The organism is Burkholderia sp. HAN2018, from assembly GCF_024704855.1.
Classification (GTDB): Bacteria; Pseudomonadota; Gammaproteobacteria; order Burkholderiales; family Burkholderiaceae; genus Burkholderia; species Burkholderia cepacia.
The window spans coordinates 1-22,537 of the sequence record NZ_QOBB01000076.1; the positions used below are offsets into that span (position 1 = coordinate 1).

General features: G+C 67.8%; 22 protein-coding genes. 5 read left to right on the plus strand and 17 right to left on the minus strand.

What is annotated here, in order from left to right; translation table 11 throughout:
* Positions 1-23 precede the first annotated feature (23 nt).
* The 5 genes from DPV74_RS19905 to DPV74_RS19925 form a co-directional block, all read right to left on the minus strand.
* Positions 24-869 (minus strand): alpha/beta fold hydrolase, encoded by an 846-nt coding sequence (locus DPV74_RS19905; protein ID WP_119337828.1) that lies wholly within the window; start codon positions 867-869, stop codon positions 24-26.
* Between the two features lie 49 nt (positions 870-918).
* Entirely contained in the window at positions 919-3,411 is a 2,493-nt protein-coding gene (locus tag DPV74_RS19910; protein ID WP_119337829.1) for a DNA internalization-related competence protein ComEC/Rec2, read from the minus strand.
* Between the two features lie 57 nt (positions 3,412-3,468).
* Complete coding sequence (locus DPV74_RS19915) at positions 3,469-4,257, minus strand: TatD family hydrolase (protein ID WP_059699107.1); 789 nt, start codon at positions 4,255-4,257, stop codon at positions 3,469-3,471.
* Positions 4,258-4,321: 64 nt separating this feature from the next.
* Positions 4,322-5,080 carry a lipoprotein-releasing ABC transporter ATP-binding protein LolD gene (gene lolD, locus DPV74_RS19920; protein ID WP_027786974.1) on the minus strand — a complete coding sequence of 253 codons (759 nt, stop codon included), beginning with the start codon at positions 5,078-5,080 and terminating at the stop codon, positions 4,322-4,324.
* A complete protein-coding gene (locus DPV74_RS19925; protein ID WP_021157682.1) occupies positions 5,073-6,326 on the minus strand; it encodes a lipoprotein-releasing ABC transporter permease subunit in 1,254 nt (417 codons plus the stop codon). The genes lolD and DPV74_RS19925 overlap by 8 nt, the downstream gene beginning before the upstream one ends.
* Before the next feature lie 162 nt (positions 6,327-6,488).
* Between DPV74_RS19925 and DPV74_RS19930 the strand changes: the two genes are divergently transcribed.
* From DPV74_RS19930 to DPV74_RS19950, 5 genes are all read left to right on the plus strand, one after another.
* Positions 6,489-7,553, plus strand: a complete 1,065-nt coding sequence (locus DPV74_RS19930) for a regulator (protein ID WP_091921069.1) — start codon at positions 6,489-6,491, stop codon at positions 7,551-7,553.
* Between the two features lie 14 nt (positions 7,554-7,567).
* Positions 7,568-9,265, plus strand: coding sequence for a single-stranded-DNA-specific exonuclease RecJ (recJ, locus tag DPV74_RS19935; RefSeq protein ID WP_119337830.1), 1,698 nt, complete (start codon positions 7,568-7,570; stop codon positions 9,263-9,265).
* Between the two features lie 154 nt (positions 9,266-9,419).
* Positions 9,420-10,524 (plus strand): peptide chain release factor 2 gene (gene prfB, locus DPV74_RS19940; RefSeq protein WP_099318679.1). Its coding sequence is split into 2 segments (ribosomal slippage): positions 9,420-9,500 and positions 9,502-10,524, totalling 1,104 coding nucleotides; the frame shifts between segments, so codons are not numbered across the junction.
* An 82-nt stretch (positions 10,525-10,606) separates the two neighbouring features.
* The gene (gene lysS, locus DPV74_RS19945) at positions 10,607-12,133 is read left to right on the plus strand and encodes a lysine--tRNA ligase (protein ID WP_021157678.1); all 1,527 of its coding nucleotides are present in this window, start codon (positions 10,607-10,609) and stop codon (positions 12,131-12,133) included.
* Between the two features lie 344 nt (positions 12,134-12,477).
* Entirely contained in the window at positions 12,478-13,221 is a 744-nt protein-coding gene (locus DPV74_RS19950; RefSeq protein ID WP_021157677.1) for a glycine zipper 2TM domain-containing protein, read from the plus strand.
* 139 nt (positions 13,222-13,360) lie between these two features.
* On the opposite strand, the gene iscX is transcribed toward DPV74_RS19950, so the two are convergent.
* From iscX to DPV74_RS20010, 12 genes are all read right to left on the minus strand, one after another.
* Positions 13,361-13,570, minus strand: coding sequence for a Fe-S cluster assembly protein IscX (gene iscX / locus DPV74_RS19955; RefSeq protein ID WP_021157676.1), 210 nt, complete (start codon positions 13,568-13,570; stop codon positions 13,361-13,363).
* A 19-nt stretch (positions 13,571-13,589) separates the two neighbouring features.
* On the minus strand, positions 13,590-13,931 hold the full coding sequence (gene fdx / locus DPV74_RS19960; RefSeq protein ID WP_011352558.1) for an ISC system 2Fe-2S type ferredoxin: 342 nt from the start codon (positions 13,929-13,931) through the stop codon (positions 13,590-13,592).
* Between the two features lie 88 nt (positions 13,932-14,019).
* On the minus strand, positions 14,020-15,888 hold the full coding sequence (hscA, locus tag DPV74_RS19965; RefSeq protein WP_059699114.1) for a Fe-S protein assembly chaperone HscA: 1,869 nt from the start codon (positions 15,886-15,888) through the stop codon (positions 14,020-14,022).
* Between the two features lie 54 nt (positions 15,889-15,942).
* Positions 15,943-16,470, minus strand: coding sequence for a Fe-S protein assembly co-chaperone HscB (gene hscB / locus DPV74_RS19970; RefSeq protein WP_059532860.1), 528 nt, complete (start codon positions 16,468-16,470; stop codon positions 15,943-15,945).
* A 94-nt stretch (positions 16,471-16,564) separates the two neighbouring features.
* Positions 16,565-16,888, minus strand: coding sequence for an iron-sulfur cluster assembly protein IscA (iscA, locus tag DPV74_RS19975; protein WP_012492710.1), 324 nt, complete (start codon positions 16,886-16,888; stop codon positions 16,565-16,567).
* A 65-nt stretch (positions 16,889-16,953) separates the two neighbouring features.
* Positions 16,954-17,361, minus strand: coding sequence for a Fe-S cluster assembly scaffold IscU (gene iscU, locus DPV74_RS19980; protein ID WP_006481982.1), 408 nt, complete (start codon positions 17,359-17,361; stop codon positions 16,954-16,956).
* A 68-nt stretch (positions 17,362-17,429) separates the two neighbouring features.
* On the minus strand, positions 17,430-18,653 hold the full coding sequence (locus tag DPV74_RS19985) for an IscS subfamily cysteine desulfurase (RefSeq protein ID WP_021157672.1): 1,224 nt from the start codon (positions 18,651-18,653) through the stop codon (positions 17,430-17,432).
* Between the two features lie 65 nt (positions 18,654-18,718).
* The gene (gene iscR / locus DPV74_RS19990; RefSeq protein ID WP_009691731.1) at positions 18,719-19,258 is read right to left on the minus strand and encodes a Fe-S cluster assembly transcriptional regulator IscR; all 540 of its coding nucleotides are present in this window, start codon (positions 19,256-19,258) and stop codon (positions 18,719-18,721) included.
* A 114-nt stretch (positions 19,259-19,372) separates the two neighbouring features.
* Positions 19,373-19,855 (minus strand): low molecular weight protein-tyrosine-phosphatase, encoded by a 483-nt coding sequence (locus DPV74_RS19995; protein WP_119337831.1) that lies wholly within the window; start codon positions 19,853-19,855, stop codon positions 19,373-19,375.
* A 101-nt stretch (positions 19,856-19,956) separates the two neighbouring features.
* Positions 19,957-20,184 carry a hypothetical protein gene (locus DPV74_RS20000; RefSeq protein ID WP_027786967.1) on the minus strand — a complete coding sequence of 76 codons (228 nt, stop codon included), beginning with the start codon at positions 20,182-20,184 and terminating at the stop codon, positions 19,957-19,959.
* A gap of 129 nt (positions 20,185-20,313) precedes the next feature.
* Positions 20,314-21,723, minus strand: coding sequence for a lactate utilization protein B (locus DPV74_RS20005; RefSeq protein WP_027786966.1), 1,410 nt, complete (start codon positions 21,721-21,723; stop codon positions 20,314-20,316).
* Positions 21,724-21,757: 34 nt separating this feature from the next.
* Complete coding sequence (locus DPV74_RS20010; RefSeq protein WP_119337832.1) at positions 21,758-22,480, minus strand: (Fe-S)-binding protein; 723 nt, start codon at positions 22,478-22,480, stop codon at positions 21,758-21,760.
* Between the last annotated feature and the right edge of the window lie 57 nt (positions 22,481-22,537).

Below are 22,537 nucleotides of genomic sequence, written 5' to 3' on the forward strand. Positions count from 1 at the left end.
CGGCCCGGTCACCCGGCCCGGCGTCAGGCGCGCTTCGCGAGCGGGGCGCCGCCCTGCGACATGTCGCCCTCGGCCGCCTTCAGCGAATTCAGCATCCGCTGCAATGCGCGGGCGGTCTCGAGCGGCCGCTCCATCGGGAACAGGTGGCTGCCTTCCAGCCATTCGACGCGGCCGCGCGCCGCGCGGCGCGTCGCATCGAGCCCGACCTGGCGCACCTCGCGCGAACGCGTGCCGGCGAGAAAACCGAGCGGCACCGGCGCACCGTGCGCGAGCCTCGGGCCAAGCGTGTGCGGCAGCGTCCGGTAGATCAGGTATTCGACCTGCCGGTCGAACGCGAGCGCCCGCTCGCCGTCGGCCCCGGCCTGCGGAATCCCGTAGTCGATGTAGTCGGCCAGCATCCGTTCGTCCCAGCGGGCGAACGCCGGTTTCTCACGAAAGTGCCGCCAGACTTCGTCACGGCTCACCCAGCGCGTGCGCCGGTTACGCGTCGCGGCCGCCGGCGACAGCCGCTCGTCGAGCCCCGCCCACTGGCTCGCACGCAATGCGCCGGCGCGCCAGCCCGCGATGATCGGCGAATCGATCATCACGACGCCGCGCACCCATTGAGGCTTCTTCAGCGCAGCCATCAGCGACAGGTAGCCGCCGAGCGAATGGCCGACGAGCCAGACGGGACGCTCGTAGCGGCTGCCGATGTCGTCAAGCAGTTGCTCGACGAGATGCGGCCAGTCGCGCGTCACCGGATAGCGGCGGTCGTGGCCGATCCGTTCGATGTAGCGCAGCTCGTAGTCGTCGGCCAGTTCGGCGAAGATCGTGCGGTACGTCGACGCCGGAAAGCCGTTCGCATGCGAGAAATGGAGGATGTCCTTCAAACGCCGATGTCTCCCTTGTCGACCGGAATTGACGCGGCCCTTGCCGCGCTCACCGATCCATCCAGTATCGCCGCCGAACGTCGCGATGAAGCTCGAAGGCAAACCCGCCGTCGGCCGGCGCGACGTCGAACCGCACGGCGCCGTCGCGATCGGTGCGCGGCAGCGGAATCCCGCGCCCCTCGTAACGTGCGAGAACCGCCCGGTGCGGATGTCCGAAACGATTGCGATAGCCTACAGGAAATACCGCGACGCGCGGCCCGACCGAATCGAGGAAAGGCTCGACCGACGACGTGCGGCTGCCGTGGTGCGGAACGACCAGGATCTGCGCGGCCAGCGTGTCGCGCGCCGTGCCCACGAGCTCGCGCTCGACGGGCGCTTCGATGTCGCCCGTCAGCAGCGCGGACGTCCCGCCCGCGTCGATGCGCAGCACGCACGACTGCCCGTTCGACGAACCCGCGCCCGGACCGCCCGATGGCCAGAGCATCGTGAACACCACGCCGTCCCAGGTCCAGCGCTGCCCGGCCGCGCACGGCAGCCGGTCGGCAACGCCGGCGGCCATCGCATCGCGCCACAGCCCGCTCGTCGGCGGAATGCCCGCCAGCAGCTGGCGCACGTCGGCAGCCGCATAGACGGCCGGCACGCCGCCCGCGTGATCGGCGTGCGCGTGACTGAGCACGAGCGAATCGACCACCGCGATGCCTCGCGAGCGCAATGCCGGCGCGACGATCCGCGCACCGGCATGCGTCGACTCCGCGCCCGGTCCCGCGTCGAACAGCAAGGTCCGTCGGGCGGTCTCCACCAGCACCGACGCACCCTGCCCGACGTCGAGCACGGTCAGCCGGAAACCGCCCGGCGGCGGCGCATCGGCTGCCGGCGCGACGAGCGGCAACCACGTGAGCGGCGCAGCCCAGCGCAGCGGCCAGCCGCGCGGCATCAACGCCCATGCGACGCCCACGCAGGCCAGCGCCAGCACCGGCCAGTCGGGCATGCGCAACCAGAACACGCCGGCCGGCCAGTCGGCGAGGTATCCCAGCAACGTCATCATCGGTTCGAGCGCCGCGTGCGCAAGCCGGAACGCATAGGCGTCGAACGGCGCCGGCAGCGCGATGCCGGCCAGCACGATCGGCGTCACGACCGAGCTGACCCAGGGAATCGCGAACGCGTTGCCGAACGGGCCCGACAGCGATATCTGCGCAAACCAGGCGGCCGTCAGCGGCGCGAGGCCGATCGTCACCGCGTACTGCACGCGCGTGGCCTCGGCGATGCGGCGCCCGGCGCGTGCACCCCACGCGCGCGCCCGGTTCGACAAGCCAGCGGCGCCACCGCCCTCCTCACCCCCATCGCCTTCCGCATCGGCCTCGCGCACGGCGCGCCAGCCGGAAACCGCCAGCAGGATCACGGCGACCGCCCCGAACGACAGCCAGAACCCGGCCGACAGCACGGCCCACGGATCGGCAAGCAGTACGCCGCCGAGCGATGCGCACAGCACCGCGGAAGCCGGCACGCTGCGCCCGGCCAGATACGCAATGCCGCCGGCCGCGATCATCCACCATGCGCGCTGCGCCGGCACGTTGAAGCCGGCGAGCGCCGCATAACCGGCCGCGGCCGTCAGCGCGGCGAGCGCGGCCGCGTACGGCGCCGGCAATACGAGCGTCGCGGCCCGGGCGCGCCAGCGCAGGCGACGCCAGACCATCGACACCAGCCCGCCCGCGATCGCGCCGACGAGCCCGACATGCAGGCCGGAGATCGCGACGAGGTGGCTCGTGCCCGTGTTGCGCAGCACGCGCCAGTCGTCGTCGCCGATGCCCGACTGGTCGCCGATCGCGAGCGCGGCGACGATGCCGCGATGGCCGGCGTCGCCGCCAAGCGTCTCGCCGATACGCAAGCGCAGCACGTCGCGCAGCCGATCGATCGATGCACGCCATCCCGACGCGCGCGCATCGAGCAATACCGCCCGCCGGGGCGCGCTGACATAACCTACGGCGCGAATGCCCGCGGCAAGCCAGGCCGCCTCGCTGTCGCGCACGCCGGGATTGGCCTCCGCATGCGGGCGCTTCAGGCGCACGACGAAACGCCAGCGCTGCGCGGCGCGCAGATCGGGCAGCGCGTCGCGCGTCGCGGCCGCGTCATACGCGCGCCACGACAGACGGATCAACGGCGGGAAACGGGCCAGCGCCGCATCGTTCGACTCGACCGCGAACAGCAGCCGCGCACCTGTGTCGTCGACCACGGGCAGCCCCCGGATCACCCCGGTGACGACGATGTCGCGCCCTTCCCACTCGACGGGCAGGCTGTCGCCCAGCCGCCATTCGGCCCGCGCGGCCGCGTAGCCGAATCCGGCGACGCTGGCCGCGAGCGCGCAAAGCATCCATCCGAACGCGACGGTCATGCGCATACGCCGGCGGCGCATGCACCACGCGCCCAGGACCACGCAGCCCGCGAGCACGGTCGCACCGATCGTCCATGCGAACGCACCCGGCAGCGTCGCCTGCCGCTGCAGTACGACCACGCCGAGCGCGAACGCGATCCACCACACGCGCATCGCACCTCCTCGTCGATCCGGCGCCGCCATTGCGAATACGGCGCCTTCCGGCAACGATTATGCGGACGAAAGAGCGAGTCGCGGCAGCGCGGCGAGCGCGTTAGCCGAAGTGCATAGGGAGAGCGCGCCGGTGTCGATCCCGCGCAGTTCGGCGAGCACGTCGCCGATGCGCGGCACCTGGTCGGGCGTGTTGCGGGATTTGTATGCCCATTCGGGCGCGATGTCGGGCGCATCCGTCTCGACGACGATCGCCTCGAGCGGCAACTGCGTCGCGAGCCGGCGGATCTGCAGCGCCCGCGTGAACGTCACGTTGCCGCCGAAGCCGAGATGCAGCCCGTGCGCGAGATACGCTTCGGCCTGTTGAAAACTGCCGTTGAACGCATGCGCGATGCCGCGCCGCACGCCGAAGCGACGCAGCCCGGCCAGTACGCGGTCCTGCGACTTGCGCACGTGACACAGCACGGGCAGGTCGAATTCGCGCGCAAGCTTCAGCTGCCCCTGGTAGAAGAACTGCTGCCGCGCGTCGTCGAGCCCCGGCACGAAATAGTCGAGTCCGATCTCGCCGATCGCGACGAAGCGCGGATCGTCGAGGCTCGCCTCGATTTCCATGCGCAACAGGTCGAGATCCTCGTCGCGTGCGCGCGGCGTGTACATCGGATGGATGCCGAGCGCATAGACCGCGCCCGGCGTGCGGTGCGCAAGCTCGCGCACCGTCGTGAAGTTGTCGCGCCCGACGCTCGGGATCACGATGCGCGACACGCCGGCCGCGTGCGCCGCCTGTACGACCGCGTCGCGGTCGGCGTCGAACTCGGCGGCATCGAGATGGCAGTGCGTATCGATCCACATGGCGATGTTCCAGCACGCTGGCGCCGCGCCGGGACGAACCCGGCAGCCGGCCAGCGGCGTTCACTTACACCGGCAACGCCGGCTCCTCGTGCAGCACGCCGTCGCGCAGCCGCATGATGCGGTCGCAGCGCGCGGCGAGATCGGGATCGTGCGTGACGATCACGAAGCTCGTTTCGAGCGTTTCCGACAATTCGAGCATCAGGTTGAACACCGTATCTGCCGTCGTGCCGTCGAGGTTGCCGGTCGGCTCGTCGGCAAGCACGCACGCGGGCTTCGTGACCAGCGCGCGCGCGATCGCGACGCGCTGCCGCTCGCCACCCGACAGCTCGCCCGGCCGATGCTTCGCCCGCGGCCCGAGACCGACGCGTTCGAGCATCGCCTGGGCCTCGGCACGCGCGGCCTCGGTCGTCATCCGGCGGATGCGCAGCGGCATCGCGACGTTGTCGAGCGCGGTGAACTCGGGCAGCAGGTGATGGAACTGGTAGACGAAACCGAGCGCACGGTTGCGCAATTCGTTGCGCTCGCGCTCGGCGAGTTGCGTGAACGGCTTGCCGAGCAGCGACACCTCGCCCGCGCTCGGCTCGTCGAGCCCGCCCAGCACGTGCAGCAGCGTGCTCTTGCCGGAGCCCGACGCGCCGACGACCGCAAGCTTCTCGCCGCGCCGCACCGTCAGCTCGGTATTGTCGAGCACCTGCACGTTGAAGCCGCCCTGCACGAACGCCTTCGTGATCCCGCGCGCCTGAAGCACGTATTCCTGCATACCTGCCGAATCCTGTGTGTTGTGTTGTCGTGAATCCGCGAATGCGGTCGCGCGATCATTCATAGCGAAGGGCCTCCGCCGGCTTCACCTTCGCCCCGCGCCAGCTCGGATAGAGCGTCGCGACAGCCGACAGCGCGAACGCGATCAGTCCGATCCGGATCACGTCGCTCGCGACGAGTTCCGACGGCAGCTCGCTGATGAAATACACCGACGGCGGCAGGAACTGCACACCGAACAGGTGCTCGATCATCGGGATCAGCCACGGGATGCTCCATGCGATCAGGCAGCCGAGCGCGACGCCCGACGCCGTGCCGACGAAGCCGATCGTCACGCCCTGCACGACGAAGATCTTCATGATCGACCCCGGCTGCGCGCCGAGCGTGCGCAGGATCGCGATGTCGGCCTGCTTGTTGGTCACCGTCATCACGAGCGACGACACGAGGTTGAACGCGGCCACCGCGATGATCAGCGTGAGGATGATGAACATCATCCGCTTCTCGATCTGCACGGCCGAGAACCACGTCTTGTTCTGCTGGGTCCAGTCGCGGATGTACAGGCTGCCCGACAGCGTATGCGACAGCTCGACCGCCACGTCCGGCGCCTTCTGCATGTCCTTCAGCCGCAGGCGCACACCGGTCGGCGCGGCCATCCGGAACAGCGCCTCGGCATCGCGGATGTTGATCATCGCGAGCGTGCTGTCGTATTCGTAGTGCCCGGACTCGAACACGCCGACGACCGTGAACTGCTTCAGCCGCGGCATCATGCCGGCCGGCGTGATCGAACCCTCCGGCGCGACGAGCGTCACCTTGTCGCCGACCGTCACGCCGAGGTTGCCGGCAAGCGCGTCGCCGAGCACGATGCCGAACTGGCCCGGCACGAGCGCGGCGAGCTGGCCGGCCTTCATGTCCTTGCCGATGTCCGACACCTGCGGCTCGAGCGTCGGCTCGACACCGCGCAGCATCACGCCGCTCACAGCGTCCTGGCGAGTGAGCAGCGCCTGCGCGTCGACGTACGGCGCCGCGCCGATCACCGACGGATTGCGGCGCGCTTCCTGCGCGGTCAGCTGCCAGTCGGGCATCGAGCCCGTCGGCGAGAACACCTCGACGTGCGCGAGCACCGACAGCATGCGGTCGCGCACTTCCTTCTGGAAGCCGTTCATCACCGACAGCACGACGATCAGCGCCGCGACACCGAGCGCGATCCCGAGCATCGACACGAGCGCGATGAAGGAAATGAAGCCGTTACCGGTCGTGCGTTTGCCGGCGCGCGTGTAGCGCCAGCCGATCTGCCATTCGTACGGAAGTTTCAAGCGAATCCTTTCTGCTGGTTACGGCGGGGAGGCGCCCCGCGGCCGGACCGCCGCCCGGTGGCGGCCACCGGCCCGGGCACGGTCGAAAAACGGCCGCCGGACGCGAACGGGCCGTCAGCCGGCCCGATCACGCGCGCAGTTTGCCATACAATGCGCACCATCATGCACGACCGACGCCTCCATTTTCTCGTTCCGTTCGCGCTGCCGTCGGCGGCCGATGCGGCCTCGTCCCTGCACACGCTGGACAGCCCCGCGCTCGAAAAGTTGCTCGCCCGCGCGAGCCTCGTCGAGCGCGTGGCCGGCGAGGACTTCCAGCGCACGCTGCCGCACGAGCGCTGGCTGGCCCGCCAGTTCGGCGCGACCCAGGGCAACGCCGCCGACGAGGCGCCGCTCGCGCCCTACATGCTGCTGGCGGACGGCGGCGATCCGGGCGCCCGGGCCTGGGCCTGCGTCGAGCCCGTCCACGTCGAAATCGCGCACGATCACCTGGTGCTCGTCGATCCGGCGGCCCTTGCGCTCGACGACGGCGACGCGGCCGCGCTGCTCGCGGTCGCCCGGCCGCTGATCGAGGAGCTCGGCGTACGGCTCGAAGCGCCGAACCCGTCACGCTGGTACCTGTCGAGCGAGCAGCTCGCCCGGCTCGCCGGCGCCGCGCCGCTGCGCGCGAGCGGCCGCAACATCGAAATCTGGCTGCCGCACGAGGCGCATACGGGCGAACGCTCGCGGATGTGGATGAAGCTGCAGAACGAAGTGCAGATGGCCTGGTTCCAGCACCCGGTCAACGAAGCGCGCGAAGCGCGCGGGCTGCCGGCCGTCAACTCGATCTGGTTCCATGCGCAGGGCACGCTGAAACCGGTCGGCCAGCCGTTCGCGCGCGTGCTGTCCGCATCGCCCGCGGCGCTCGGCCTTGCGCGCGCCGCGCGGATCGACGCCTCGGGCGTGCCCGCCGCATTCGGCGCACTGCCCGCCGCCGACGGCGCGACGCTCGTCGACCTGCCGGCGCTGACCACCCCGTTCATCGAGCAGGACTGGGCGCGCTGGCACGACGGACTCGCCGCGCTCGAGCGCGACTGGTTCGCGCCGGCCCTCGCCGCGCTGCGGAACGGCGAGCTGGCGGGCGTCGATTTCACGCTGTGCGGCGACACGAGTTCCGTGACGCTGCGTGCGACGCGCTCAGACCTGCGCAAGTTCTGGCGCCGCCGCGCGCTGGCCTCCCTGTTCGAATAACAAGCACACCCCGTATGACCCGGATCGTTACCCGCCCCGTCGCGCCCGCCGACGCCGAAGCGCTCGCGCGCCACGGCCTGCATCCCGTGCTCGCGCGCCTGTACGCGTCGCGCGGCGTGCAGTCCCCCGCCGACATCGAGACCGCGCTTGCGCGGCTCGTCCCGCCCACCGAGCTGAAAGGCTGCGCCGATGCGGCGTCGCTGCTCGCCGACGCGATCGCCGACAAGCGGCGCCTGCTCGTCGTCGCCGACTACGACTGCGACGGCGCGACCGCTTGCGCGGTCGCGGTGCGCGGCCTGCGGATGTTCGGCGCGCAGATCGACTACCTGGTGCCGAACCGCTTCGAATACGGCTACGGCCTCACGCCCGAGATCGTCGAACTCGCCGCCGCGCGCAAGCCCGACCTGCTGATCACCGTCGACAACGGGATCGCGAGCGTCGCGGGCGTCGAAGCGGCGAACGCGCGCGGCATCGACGTGCTCGTGACCGATCACCACCTGCCCGGCGACGCACTGCCCGCCGCACGCGCGATCGTCAACCCGAACCAGCCGGGCTGCGCGTTCCCGAGCAAGCACCTCGCCGGCGTCGGCGTGATGTTCTACGTGCTGCTCGCGCTGCGCGCCGAGCTGCGCCGCCGCGGCGCCTTTGCGAGCAAGGAAGCCGAGCCGCGCCTCGACGGCCTGCTCGACCTCGTCGCGCTCGGCACCGTCGCCGACGTCGTGCGGCTCGACGGCAACAACCGCGTGCTCGTCGCGCAAGGGCTGCAGCGCATCCGCAACGGCCGCATGCAACCGGGCGTCGCCGCGCTGTTCCGCGCCGCCGCGCGCGAAGCGCGCACGGCATCGGGCTTCGACCTCGGTTTCGGCCTCGGCCCGCGCCTGAACGCCGCCGGGCGGCTCTCCGACATGTCGCTCGGCATCGAGTGCCTGATCACCGACGACATCGGTCGCGCATGGAATCTGGCGCAGCAGCTCGACGTGATGAACCGCGAGCGCCGCGAGATCGAGGCCGGCATGCAGCAGCAGGCGCTCGCCGATCTCGCCGACGTCGACCCGGCCGACGCGTGCACGATCACCCTCTTCAACCCCGAGTGGCACCAGGGCGTGATCGGCATCGTCGCCGGCCGGCTCAAGGAAAAATTCCACCGCCCGTCGTTCACGTTTGCGCACGCGGACGACGAAGGCAAGCGGGTCAAGGGCTCGGGCCGGTCGATCGCCGGCTTCCACCTGCGCGACGCACTCGACCTCGTGTCGAAACGCGAACCGGACCTGATCGTCGCGTTCGGCGGCCACGCGATGGCGGCCGGCCTCACGCTCGACACCGAGAACGTGCCGCGCTTCGCCGCCGCGTTCGAGGCGGTCGCGCGCGAATGGCTGTCCGACGACGCGCTCGCCCGCGTGATCGAGACCGACGGCGAACTCGAGGACGCCTACTTCACGCCGCAGTTCGTCGGGCTGCTCGACGAGGCCGTCTGGGGGCAAGGTTTTCCGGCCCCGCTTTTCTCGGGCGAATTCGACGTCGTGTCCCAGTCGCTCGTGAAGGAAAAGCACCTGAAACTGCAGCTTGCACGCGGCCGCCAGCGCTTCAACGCGATCTGGTTCAACCACACGGAGCCCCTGCCGGAAAGCGCGCTGGTCGCGTACCGGCTCGTCGCCGACACGTGGAACGGCGTCACGCGCGTCCAGCTGATCGTCGAACACGCGGCCGGCTGAGCGCGGGGGCCGCCCGGCCCGCGACGCCCGCCGATGCATGCGCGCCGCGCCGGACGGGGCCGCGGTGCACGCGCGAGCACCGTTTGCGTCACCGGGCAACCCTGCCGATCGGCTATAATTCCGCTTTTTTACGAAGCAAGAATAGCGAGCGATCATGGAAGCGGAACGTCTCAACGCGATCGAAAGCTCCCTGCTCGACCTGCGCAATCGCGCGGGCGAGCTCCGGGGGTATCTTTGACTACGACGCAAAAGCTGCGCGTCTGACCGAAGTCAACAAGGAACTCGAAGACCCGAACGTCTGGAACGATTCGAAGAACGCCCAGGCGCTCGGTCGCGAGAAGAAGCTGCTCGAGGGCGTCGTCACGACGCTCACCGCACTTGACGGCGACCTGCGCGACGCGCTCGACCTGTTCGAGCTGGCCCGCGAGGAAGGCGACGAAGACACCCTCATCGCGTCGGAAGAAGACGCCGCGAAACTCGAGGCGCGCGTCGGCGACATCGAGTTCCGCCGGATGTTCTCGAACCCGGCCGACCCGAACAACTGCTTCATCGACATCCAGGCCGGCGCCGGCGGCACCGAGGCGTGCGACTGGGCATCGATGCTGCTGCGCCAGTACCTGCGCTACTGCGAACGCAAGGGCTTCAAGGCCGAAGTGCTCGAAGAGTCCGACGGCGACGTCGCCGGCATCAAGAACGCGACGGTCAAGGTCTCGGGCGAATACGCATACGGCTTCCTGCGCACCGAAACGGGCATCCACCGCCTCGTGCGCAAGTCGCCGTTCGACTCGTCGGGCGGCCGCCACACGTCGTTCTCGTCGGTGTTCGTCTATCCGGAAATCGACGACTCGATCGAAGTCGAGATCAACCCGGCCGACCTGCGCATCGACACGTACCGCGCATCGGGCGCGGGCGGCCAGCACATCAACAAGACCGACTCCGCGGTGCGGATCACGCACATGCCGACCGGTATCGTCGTGCAATGCCAGAACGACCGCTCGCAGCACCGCAACCGCGCCGAAGCGATGGCAATGCTGAAGTCGCGCCTGTACGAAGTCGAGATGCGCAAGCGCCAGGCCGAACAGGACAAGCTCGAATCGAGCAAGACCGATGTGGGCTGGGGCCATCAGATCCGCTCGTACGTGCTCGACCAGAGCCGCGTGAAGGACCTGCGCACGAACGTCGAAATGAGCAACACGAGAGCCGTCCTCGACGGCGACCTCGACGACTTCATCAGCGCGAGCCTCAAACAGGGCGTGTAAGCGCCGCGGCGCGGCCTGGCCAGGCCGCGCCCCCTTGCCCTTCCCGTTTGCGTTGCCGCACCCACTCCGAATTCCGACCATCATGACCGAACCAACCCAAACGCAGCCCGCCGTCACCGCGGACGAAAACCAGATCATCGCCGAGCGCCGCGAGAAGCTGCGCGCCCTGCGCGAGCAAGGCGTCGCCTACCCGAACGATTTCCGGCCCGAGCACCACGCTGCCGACCTGCAGGCGAAATTCGCAGACTCGGACAAGGCCGCGCTCGAAGCGAACCCGGTCGAGGTGTCGGTGGCCGGCCGCATGATGCTCAAGCGCGTGATGGGCAAGGCGAGCTTCGCGACGGTGCAGGACGGGTCGGGCCAGATCCAGTTCTTCGTGACGCCGAACGACGTCGGCGCGGAAACCTACGACGCATTCAAGAAGTGGGACCTGGGCGACATCGTCGCCGCGCGTGGCGTGCTGTTCCGCACCAACAAGGGCGAACTGTCGGTCCAGTGCAAGGAACTGCGCCTGCTGTCGAAGGCACTGCGCCCGCTGCCGGACAAGTTCCACGGCCTGTCCGACCAGGAAATGCGCTACCGCCAGCGCTACGTCGACCTGATCGTCACGCCGGAAACGCGCGACACGTTCCGCGCCCGCACGAAGACGATCGCATCGATCCGCAAGTTCATGGACAACGCCGAGTTCATGGAAGTCGAAACGCCGATGCTGCACCCGATCCCGGGCGGCGCAGCGGCGAAGCCGTTCGTCACGCATCACAATGCGCTCGACATGCAGATGTTCCTGCGCATTGCGCCGGAGCTGTACCTGAAGCGCCTGATCGTCGGCGGCTTCGAACGTGTGTTCGAGATCAACCGTAACTTCCGGAACGAAGGCGTGTCGCCGCGTCACAATCCGGAATTCACGATGATGGAGTTCTACGCCGCGTACACCGACTACCGCTGGCTGATGGACTTCACCGAGCAACTGATCCGCCAGGCGGCGATCGATGCGCTCGGCACCGCGACGATCCAGTACCAGGGCCGCGAACTCGACCTCGCGAAGCCGTTCCATCGCCTGACGATCACGCAGGCGATCCAGAAGTACGCACCGGACTACACCGACGGCCAGCTGTCGGACGACGCGTTCCTGCGCACCGAACTGAAGCGCTTCGGCGTCGACGTGTCGCAGCCGGCGTTCCTGAACGCGGGTACCGGCGCACTGCAGCTCGCGCTGTTCGAGGAAACGGCCGAAGCGCAGCTGTGGGAGCCGACCTTCATCATCGATTACCCGGTCGAAGTGTCGCCGCTCGCACGCGCATCGGATACGGTGCCGGGCATCACCGAGCGTTTCGAGCTGTTCATGACCGGCCGCGAAATCGCGAACGGCTTCTCGGAGCTGAACGATCCGGAAGACCAGGCCGCACGCTTCAAGAAGCAGGTCGAGCAGAAGGATGCGGGCGACGAGGAAGCGATGTTCTTCGACGCCGACTACATCCGTGCGCTCGAATACGGGATGCCTCCGACCGGCGGCTGCGGGATCGGCATCGACCGTCTCGTGATGCTGCTGACCGACAGCCCGACGATCCGCGACGTGCTGCTGTTCCCGCATCTGCGCCGCGAAGACTGATCGCCGCGCCCGCGTGTGCGCGCCCCGCGGCGCGCACGCGTCAGCTTTGTAACGACGCGTAAATCCCTTCGGCCGGCGTCCGCCGGCTCTCGATCCTCCCCCGTTTTATTCCCCCGTCGCGACGGCCTTCTCCGGGTTTTCCCTGTCATAGTCGCCAGCGCCCCGCTGCAATTCGTTACACCTTGATACGGCGCGCCACTTGCCGGTGGACGACACTCCTTTTGCGTCACCACGCATGACACGGGACCAGAACGAGGCGCAGGAACGCCAAGTCTGCTCGAGCCCGAAGCGTGGGATCCGGCCCGACGCCGCAGTGCCGATCCGGATCGACATCGGAGAAAAAAATGGACAACCAGAATCAGACCACGCCGCAAAAGCAACGCCTCCACCCGCTTATCGCCACCGCCGCCGGCGCCGTCATCGTCGCCAGCCTCGCGGCGACGGCTGCGATCACGGGCATCTTCCCGAAGGCCAGCAGCAGCAACGCACAGAACGGCCAGACCCAGGCCGCGCTGATCGCGTCGCAGCCGGCCGTCGATACGGCCGCGGCGGCCAGCGCCGCGCTGGCCGCGCAAGCCCAGCAGCAGGCGGCGGAACAAGCCGCCGCGCAGCAGAAGGCGGCCGAACAGAAGGCTGCCATCGCGCAGGCCGAGCCGAAGCCCGCGCCGCGCCCGGCTGCACCGCACCGCCGCCATACGACGGCACCGCAGCCGCCGCAATACGCGCAGCAGCCGTCGGCGCCGGCCCAGACCTACTGCCAGAGCTGCGGCACGGTCGTCGCGATCACGCAGACGCGCACGCCGGGCCAGAGCTCGGGGATCGGCGCCGTGGGCGGCGCTGCAGCCGGCGGCCTGCTCGGCAACCAGTTCGGCCACGGTAACGGCCGCACCGCGATGACGATCATCGGCGCGCTGGGCGGCGGTCTCGCCGGCAACCAGGTTGAAAAGCAGGTGCGTGCGGAAACCGACTATCAGGTGCAAGTGCAGATGGAGAGCGGCGCGACGCGCACGTTCACTTACCACAACCCGCCGCCTTTCGGCCAGGGCCAGCGCGTGCGGATCGAGAACGGCACGCTGGTCGGCGCGTAATCGCCTGATCGCATCGGTGTCCCCTGCCCGCGTATCGTGCGCGGGCAAGCGGCCTGAAAACGAAAACGGCTCGTGAGCGATTGCTCACGAGCCGTTTTTTCATGACCGGCCGTCTGCGCCGTTACGGCACACGCGGTGTTCAGTCTTCGTCGTCGAAGTCCGATTCGTCGATCCAGTGGGCCTGGATCGCTTCGAGGATCTTCTCGCCCGAGTGCTTGGGATCGTCGTCGAAACCGTCGAGTTCGAGCACCCACTGGCGCAGGTCGACGAAGTTGATCCGCTGCGGGTCGATGTCGGGGTGCTTGTCCGCCAGCGCAATGGCTATTTCACGCGAATCGGTCCATTTCATCGCCTGCCTCCGGTTCCTGTCAGTGATTTTCCTTCGCGTGGTTGATCGAGTACTTCGGAATCTCGACCACCAGGTCCGAATCTTCCTTCACGATCGCCTGGCACGACAGGCGCGACGTCGGCTCGAGGCCCCACGCCTTGTCCAGCAGATCGTCCTCGTCCTCCTCGGACGGTGTCAGATCGTTGAAGCCTTCGCGGATCACCACGTGGCACGTCGTGCACGCGCACGACTTCTCGCATGCATGCTCGATCTCGATCCCGTGTTCGAGCAGGTTGTCGCAGATACTCTTGCCGGGCGTCGCGTCGATCACCGCGCCGTCCGGGCACAGTTCGACGTGAGGCAGCACCACCAGTTGAGGCATGTCCGTTCCGTCAGTCAGGGTGCGGCGCCAAGCGCCGCACGGTTCAATATCGCGCGGGCCGTTACCGGCCGATGCGCAGTTCGTGAGTTCAGATCTCGTCGAGCCGGCGGCCCGACAACGCGCGCTTGATGCTCTTGTCCATCCGGCGCGCCGCGAATTCGTCGGTACCGTCGGCCAGCGCCTTGGTCGCGATTTCGATCGCGTCCGTGTCGTCGCCCTGCGCGATCGTGCGCAGCGCCGCGGCCAACGCATCGACCTGTGTGCGCTCGTCCGTGTCGAGCAGCTCGCCGTCGGCCGCCAGCGCGGCCTGCGTCGCCTCGAGCATCCGCTCGGCCTCGACCTGCGCTTCGCGCAGCGCGCGGGCGCGCATGTCGATTTCGGCAGTCTTGAAACTGTCCTCGAGCATCTTCGCGATGTCGTCGTCGGCAAGACCGTACGACGGCTTCACGACGACCGACGCCTCGACGCCCGAATGCTGCTCACGCGCGAACACCGACAGCAGCCCATCCGCATCGACCTGGTAGGTCACGCGAATGCGCGCCGCACCGGCCGTCATCGGCGGGATGCCGCGCAGCTCGAAGCGCGCGAGCGAGCGGCAGTCGGCGACGAGCTCACGCTCGCCCTGCACGACATGGATCGCCATCGCGGTCTGGCCGTCCTTGAAGGTCGTGAATTCCTGTGCGCGTGCGATCGGAATCGTCGAGTTACGCGGGATGATCTTCTCGACGAGGCCGCCCATCGTCTCGACACCGAGCGACAGCGGAATCACGTCGAGCAGCAGCCAGTCGTCACCGGTGCCGCGATTGCCTGCGAGCAGGTCGGCCTGGATCGCCGCGCCGAGCGCGACAACCTGATCCGGATCGAGGTTCACGAGCGGCGGCTGGCCGAAATACTTCGCGACCGCGTCGCGAATCACCGGCATGCGCGTCGCGCCGCCGACGAGCACGACGCCCTTGATGTCGGCCGGCGTGACCTGCGCGTCGCGCAGCGCCTTGCGGGTCGGCGTGAGCGTACGCTGCACGAGCGGCTCGACGAGCGACGCGAACGTGTCGTGCGAGATCGTCTGCACGAGATGCGCACCGCCCGACAGCGTGACGTCGAGCGACGCCTGCGGCGCGGACGACAGCGCTTCCTTCAGCACGCGCACACGGTCGAGCAGCAGGCGCACGTCCTCGGGCGCAAGCGTCTTCGCATCGATGCCGGCCTGCGCGAGCACGTGACCGAACAGCGCGTGATCGAAATCGTCTCCGCCGAGCGCGGAATCGCCGCCCGCGGCCAGCACTTCGAACACGCCTTTCGTCAGCTTCAGGATCGACAGGTCGAACGTGCCGCCGCCGAGGTCGTACACCGCGTAGAGGCCTTCGGCCCCGTTGTCGAGACCGTAGGCAATCGCCGCGGCGGTCGGTTCGTTCAGCAGGCGCAGCACGTTGAGGCCCGCGAGGCGCGCGGCGTCCTTGGTCGCCTGACGTTGCGCTTCGTCGAAATACGCGGGCACCGTGATCACCGCGCCGACGAGGTCGTCGCCAAGCGAATCTTCCGCGCGATAGCGCAGCGTCGCGAGAATCTCGGCCGACACTTCGACGGGGCTCTTCACGCCGTCGACGGTGCGGATCTGCACCATGCCCGGCGCATCGACGAATTCGTACGGCGCGTTCGCCGCACCTTCGACCTCGGCCTTGCCGCGGCCCATGAAGCGCTTGACCGACACGATCGTGTTGCGCGGATCGGTCGCGGCCTGCTCCTTCGCTTCGTGGCCGATACGCCGGCCGCCCTTCTCGAGATAGCGGACCACCGACGGCAGCAGCACACGGCCCGCTTCGTCCGGCAGCACCTCCGGCACGCTGTTACGCACGGCCGCGACGAGCGAGTTCGTCGTGCCGAGATCGATCCCGACGGCGAGTCGCCGCTGATGCGGCGCCGGCGCCATGCCCGGTTCGGAAATTTGCAGTAAAGCCATCTTGGTTCGTTCGGGCGCTCGGCCCGTTTGCTGCGCGTGCCGCGAGGCACGCGGTTAAGTTTCGAGGCGCTCGATCTGCGCGCCCACTTCCGACGCGACCCGTTCGATGAACATCAGCTGGCGCACGGCCTCGGCGGCCGCCTGATCGGCGCCGCTGTCGAGCAGCGTGCCGAGACGCTCCACACGAATGCGCCGCTCTTCGCGCAACTCGGCGAGCAGCGCGTCGAGCGCGTCGACATTGCGGGCGGCCGCGGCATCCTCGATGCCCTCGCGCCACTCCATCTGCTGCATCAGGAACGCGGGCTCCATCGCGGTGTTGTTTTCCGCACCGATGTCGACACCACGCAGGGACAGCAGATACGACGCGCGCTTCAGCGGATCGCGCAGCGTGCGGTACGCCTCGTTCGCACGGGTTGCCCATTGCATCGCGATGCGTTTCTGCGCATCGCCGGCCGCCGCGAAGCGGTCCGGATGCACCTGCGTCTGCACCGTCCGATAGGCGGCGTCGAGCGCCGTCTCATCGAGCGCGAATTGCGCCGGCAGGTGAAACAGGTCGAAGTGGCTGTCTTTCAGCGAAACCATCGTCGCGTTCAATTCCGGTTCGTCGCACGGCAAACGCCGCACATTAAAAAGGCGGCCCGTGCCGCCTCTTGCCCGCATCGCGCGGAGACCCGCGTCACACGCGGAACGATTCGCCGCAACCGCACTCGTCCTTCACGTTCGGGTTGTTGAACTTGAACCCTTCGTTCAGGCCTTCGCGGGCGAAGTCGAGCTCGGTGCCGTCGATGTACGCAAGACTCTTCGGATCGACGATCACCTTCACGCCATGGCTCTCGAACACCTGATCCTCGGGAGCCAGCTCGTCGACATACTCGAGCTTGTACGCGAGCCCCGAGCACCCGGTCGTGCGAACGCCAAGCCGCAGGCCCATACCCTTGCCGCGACGGACGAGGTATTTCTGGACGTGCTGTGCTGCTTTTTCGGTCAGTGTAATTGCCATGATGTCCTTGCCGCGGCACGCCACCGGGGCCTGCCGCGTTTCCTTCTCTAGCCGCTCGATGCCGCTCAGGCTGCTGCCTGATCGCCTTCCTTGGTGTCGTGGCGCTTCTTGTAGTCGGCCACGGCTGCCTTGATCGCGTCTTCCGCGAGGATCGAGCAGTGAATCTTCACCGGCGGCAGCGCGAGTTCTTCGGCGATCTGCGTGTTCTTGATCGACAGTGCTTCGTCGAGCGTCTTGCCCTTCACCCACTCGGTGACGAGCGAGCTCGACGCGATCGCCGAACCGCAACCGTACGTCTTGAACTTCGCGTCTTCGATCACGCCGTCCGCGCCGACGCGGATCTGCAGCTTCATCACGTCGCCGCAGGCCGGCGCGCCGACCATGCCCGTGCCGACCGTGTCGTCGTCCTTCGCGAACGAACCGACGTTGCGCGGGTTTTCGTAGTGATCCAGAACCTTGTTGCTGTAAGACATGACTCAGACTCCTTGACTCGTTACGTCTGCGTGCGCGAATCCGCCCGCGGGTATGTTCAATCCGGCGCTCAGTGTGCGGCCCATTCGATCGTCGACAGATCGATGCCTTCCTGGTGCATTTCCCAGAGCGGCGACAGTTCGCGCAGCTTCGCGATCTTGCTGTTCAGCAGGTTGATCACGAAGTCGACTTCCTGCTCCGTCGTGAAGCGGCCGACCGTGAAGCGGATCGAGCTGTGCGCCAGCTCGTCGTTGCGACCGAGCGCACGCAGCACGTACGACGGCTCCAGCGACGCCGACGTGCACGCGGAGCCCGACGACACCGCGACGTCCTTGATCGCCATGATCAGCGACTCGCCTTCGACGAAGTTGAAACTGATGTTGAGGTTGTGCGGGACACGGCGTTCCATGTCGCCGTTCACGTACGTTTCCTCGATCTGCGACAGGCCGCGCAGCAGCTTGTCCCGCAGCATGCGGACGCGCTCGTTTTCCGTCGCCATTTCTTCACGTGCGATGCGGAACGCTTCACCCATGCCGACGATCTGGTGCGTCGGCAGCGTGCCCGAACGCATCCCGCGCTCGTGGCCGCCGCCGTGCATCTGCGCTTCGATGCGCACACGCGGCTTGCGGCGCACGTACAGCGCGCCGATGCCCTTCGGGCCGTACGTCTTGTGTGCCGAGAACGACATCAGGTCGACCTTCAGCTTCGCGAGATCGATCCCGACCTTGCCCGTCGACTGTGCGGCGTCGACGTGGAACACGATGCCCTTCTCGCGGCAGATTTCACCGATCGTCTCGATGTCCTGGATTACGCCGATCTCGTTGTTCACGTGCATCACCGACACGAGGATCGTGTCCGGACGCAGCGCGGCCTTGAACACGTCGAGGTCGATCAGGCCGTCATCCTTGACGTCGAGGTAGGTGACTTCGAAGCCGTCGCGCTCGAGCTCGCGGCACGTGTCGAGCACGGCCTTGTGCTCGGTCTTCACCGTGACGATGTGCTTGCCCTTGCCCTTGTAGAAGTTCGCGGCACCCTTGATCGCGAGGTTGTCCGACTCCGTTGCGCCGGACGTCCAGATGATCTCGCGCGGATCCGCGTTCACGAGCGCGGCCACCTGTTCGCGCGCTTCCTCGACCGCACGCTCGGCATCCCAGCCGTACGCGTGGCTGCGCGATGCCGGGTTGCCGAACTGCTCGCGCAGGTACGGCACCATCTTGTCGACCACACGCGGGTCGACCGGTGTCGTCGCGCTGTAATCCATGTAGATGGGCAGGTGGAGAGTCTCTTGGGTCATCTGTCGCTCCGGGAATTCTGTGCAGGGACTATGTGCGTTATGGGGTATGGCGGGCGCCTTCGCGCTCACGAACTCGCGATGTTGAACACCGAATTGGGACCGAGCGGCATCGTGCGCACCGGCTCTGCCGGTGCGGCGACGGGCTCCGGCGTGCGGCGATCGCGCAACACCGCAGGGGCGCCCTCGCGTGCGCGCTGCTGATCGACGAGATCCTGCAGCGACACGGAGTCGAGGTATTCGACCATCTTCTGGTTCAGCGTCGACCACAGCTCGTGCGTCATGCAATGGCCGTCGGGCTGCTTCGAGCCGTCGCACGTGCCTTTGCCGCCGCACTGCGTGGCGTCGAGCGGTTCATCGACCGCGATGATGATGTCGGCAACGGTGACGTCCTGCGCGCGACGCGCGAGGTTGTAGCCGCCGCCCGGGCCGCGCACGGATTCGACGATTTCATGCCTGCGCAGCTTCCCGAACAGCTGTTCGAGATACGAGAGCGAAATCCGCTGGCGCTGGCTGATGCCTGCAAGCGTCACCGGGCCCTGCTCCTGGCGCAGTGCCAAGTCAATCATCGCCGTGACGGCGAAACGGCCTTTGGTGGTGAGTCTCATGGTGTCTAGGGGACTGCAATCTTGACGATTTTGGTCAAGTATAAATATTTGACGTTTTTAGTCAAGTATCCATGTCTTTGAAAGGGTATTCGTAGACCGCTGAATACCGCGCGATCAGCGCTCCGTGCGGGGCCGGAGCGTCTCAAGCAGGCCCGCGCACGCGCGCTCGACCTGGTCGAGCACCTGCTCGAAGCCCTGCGCGCCGCCGAAATACGGATCGGCCACTTCGGTTTCGGTCGAATCCGGCGCGAATTCCATCAGCAGGCGCACCTTGTCGACATGCTGCGGCGGACAGCGGCGACGCAGCTCCGCGAGATTCGCCTCGTCCATCGCGAGCAGCAGGTCGAAGCGCTCGAAGTCCGCCGCGTTCACCTGTCGTGCGCGCAGCGCCGACAGGTCGTAGCCGCGGCCGCGAGCGGCCGCCTGCGCACGCGTATCGGGCGGCTCGCCGACATGCCAGTCGCCGGTGCCGGCCGAATCGATCGCGATCCGGTCCGCCAGCGCGGCCGCATCGACCTGGTGACGCATCACGCCTTCCGCGGTGGGCGAACGGCAGATGTTGCCGAGACAGACGAAACAGATCGAAACGCGGGTCATCGCACTATCGGAAAGCCGCGGCGAACCGCGCGGGAGAAGAACACGCCATTATACAAAGGCGACCGGAATCGCGCCGCCGGGCAAAGCGACGGCGCCGTGCATTACAGCGCCTTCGGCGCGACGAGTGCGACGTCGCCGGATGCCGCCGGCAGCGGCTTCGCCGCGTCGTCGACCAGCCCGAACGACACCGCACGCGCCAATTCAGCGGATGCCTGGTGAACTGCGAGCGGGCCACGCGACGGCGCATCGGCCATCGCATGCAGATAGGCAGCCGCGGCCAGCGGAACGACGATTGCCAGCGGCCAGTACATCGATATTGTCTTTTTCATGATGCGGACCTCCTTGACCTCGTACCCCGAAACCCACTTCCGGGGACTACAGACGAGATTCTATAGACCGCATCTATCGAGATAAATATCCAAATAGCGAACGCTCTGTTGTCGCCGGATGAACAGTCGTCAGCCGAGGTGGCTTTGCGACGCCGCGTACAGTTCGCGGAACGTGCGCCCCGTCGGGGTCGGCATGTCGCGCGTGTCCATCCAGCCGCCCATCATCGGCAGGCGCCGCAGTGTGCCACCGGCACCCAGCCGCTCGAGGATGCGCACCGCGAGCTTCGTCGTCAGTGCGTACAGCATCGGCCGCCGTGCGACGAAACCCCATGCGGTGAGCGCCGCCCGCTCGCGCCACGGCCGCAGGTGCCGCTCGACCTGCTTTTCGCGCAGCGTGCGCAACAGGTGCGACAGCGGAATCCCGGCCGGGCAGACGCTGTCGCATTCTCCGCAAAGCGTCGCGGCCTGCGGCAGATCCAGCGCGCGATCGAGCCCGACGTAACTCGGCGTCAGCACGGAACCCATCGGCCCCGGGTAGACCCAGCCGTACGCATGGCCGCCGACCTTCTGGTAAACCGGGCAATGGTTCATGCATGCGCCGCAGCGGATGCAACGCAGCATCTCCTGGAACTCGCCGCCGATCAGCCCCGTGCGGCCGCCGTCGACGAGCACCACGTAGTTGTGCTCGGGGCCGTCCTCGTCATCCGGCCCGCGCGGCCCGGTCAGCAGCGAGAAATAGTTCGACGTCTTCTGCCCCGTCGCGGAACGCGGCAGCAGGCGCATCGCGGTCGCGAGGTCCTCGAGGGTCGGCAGCACCTTCTCGATGCCCGTCACGGCCACATGCACGCGCGGCATCACCGTGCACATCCCTTCGTTCCCTTCGTTCGTCACGATCGCGACCGAACCGGTCTCGGCGATCACGAAGTTGCCGCCGGTCACGCCCATGTCGGCCGACATGAAATGCGGGCGCAGCACCTCGCGCGCCTCCCGCGTCATGTCCGGAATCTCGGTGAGCCGCTCGCGGTGGTGCGTGCGCGCGAACAGGTCGGCGATCTCGTCCTTGTCCTTGTGGACGACGGGCGCGATGATGTGGCTCGGCGGCTCGTTGTCGTTGATCTGCAGGATGTATTCGCCGAGGTCCGTCTCGATCGATTGCACGCCCATTTCCGCGAGCACCGCGTTCAGGCGCATTTCCTCCGACACCATCGACTTGGTCTTGATGACCTTCTTCACGTCGTGACGGCGCGCAATGTCGGCCACGAGCCGCGCGGCGTCCGCCGTCGTCTCGGCGAACAGCACGGTCGTGCCGCGCCGCGTCGCCTCCTGCTCGAAGGCCTCGAGCCACACGTCGAGGTTCTCCAGCGCGCGGTTGCGGCGCGCCTTCAGCGCCGCCCGCGTGGCCGGGAAGTCGATCGCGGTCATCGCGTCGGCACGCGCGGACACGAACTTCGTCGACAGCTTCTTCAGGTTCTGCTGCAAGCGCTGGTCGGCCAGCTTCTGGCCGGCGCGCGCCTTGAAATGCATCGATTGGACTTGCATCGCGGTATCGGGGAAAAGTGAGCGGAACCGGGCGTCAGACGTCGCCCGCCAGCACCTGCGCGACGTGCAGCACGCGCGTGTCGCGGTCGCCGGTGCGGCGCAACCGCCCTTCGATGTTCAGCATGCAGCCGAGATCGCCGAGCACGACGGCGCCCGCGCCCGACGCGCGCACGTTCGCGCACTTCTCGTCCGCGATGGCCGCCGAGATGTCGCCGTACTTCACCGCAAACGTGCCGCCGAAGCCGCAGCAGTGCTCGCAGTCCTTCATCTCGGTAACCGCGATGCCGCGCTGCGCGAGCAGCGCACGCGGCTGCGCCTTCACGCCGAGCTCGCGCAGGCCCGAGCACGAATCGTGATAGGTGACGGGTCCCGTGAATTCACCCGGCGCGAGCGAGACCTTCGCGACATTCGCCAGGAAATCGGTCAGTTCGTAGACCTTCTGCTGGAGCCGCGTGTAGCGCCCCATCAGCTCGGGGTCGTCGCGGAACAGGTCGCCGTAGTGCGCGCGGATCATCCCGCCGCATGAACCCGACGGCGCGACGACGTAATCGAACTGCTCGAACTCGCGCAGCGTCTTTTCCGCGAGATCGCGGGCGAGCGCGCGGTCGCCCGAGTTGTAGGCCGGCTGGCCGCAGCAAGTCTGCGCGGGCGGCACGATCACCTCGTAGCCGGCGTCGCGAATCAGCTTGAGCGCCGAAAAACCGATTTCCGGACGCATCAGATCGACCAGGCAGGTCACGAACAAACCGACTCGCATACGCGCTCCTTCGAGAAAACGGCTCTCATTATCCGCCGTTTGGCCGGCGAGACCAAC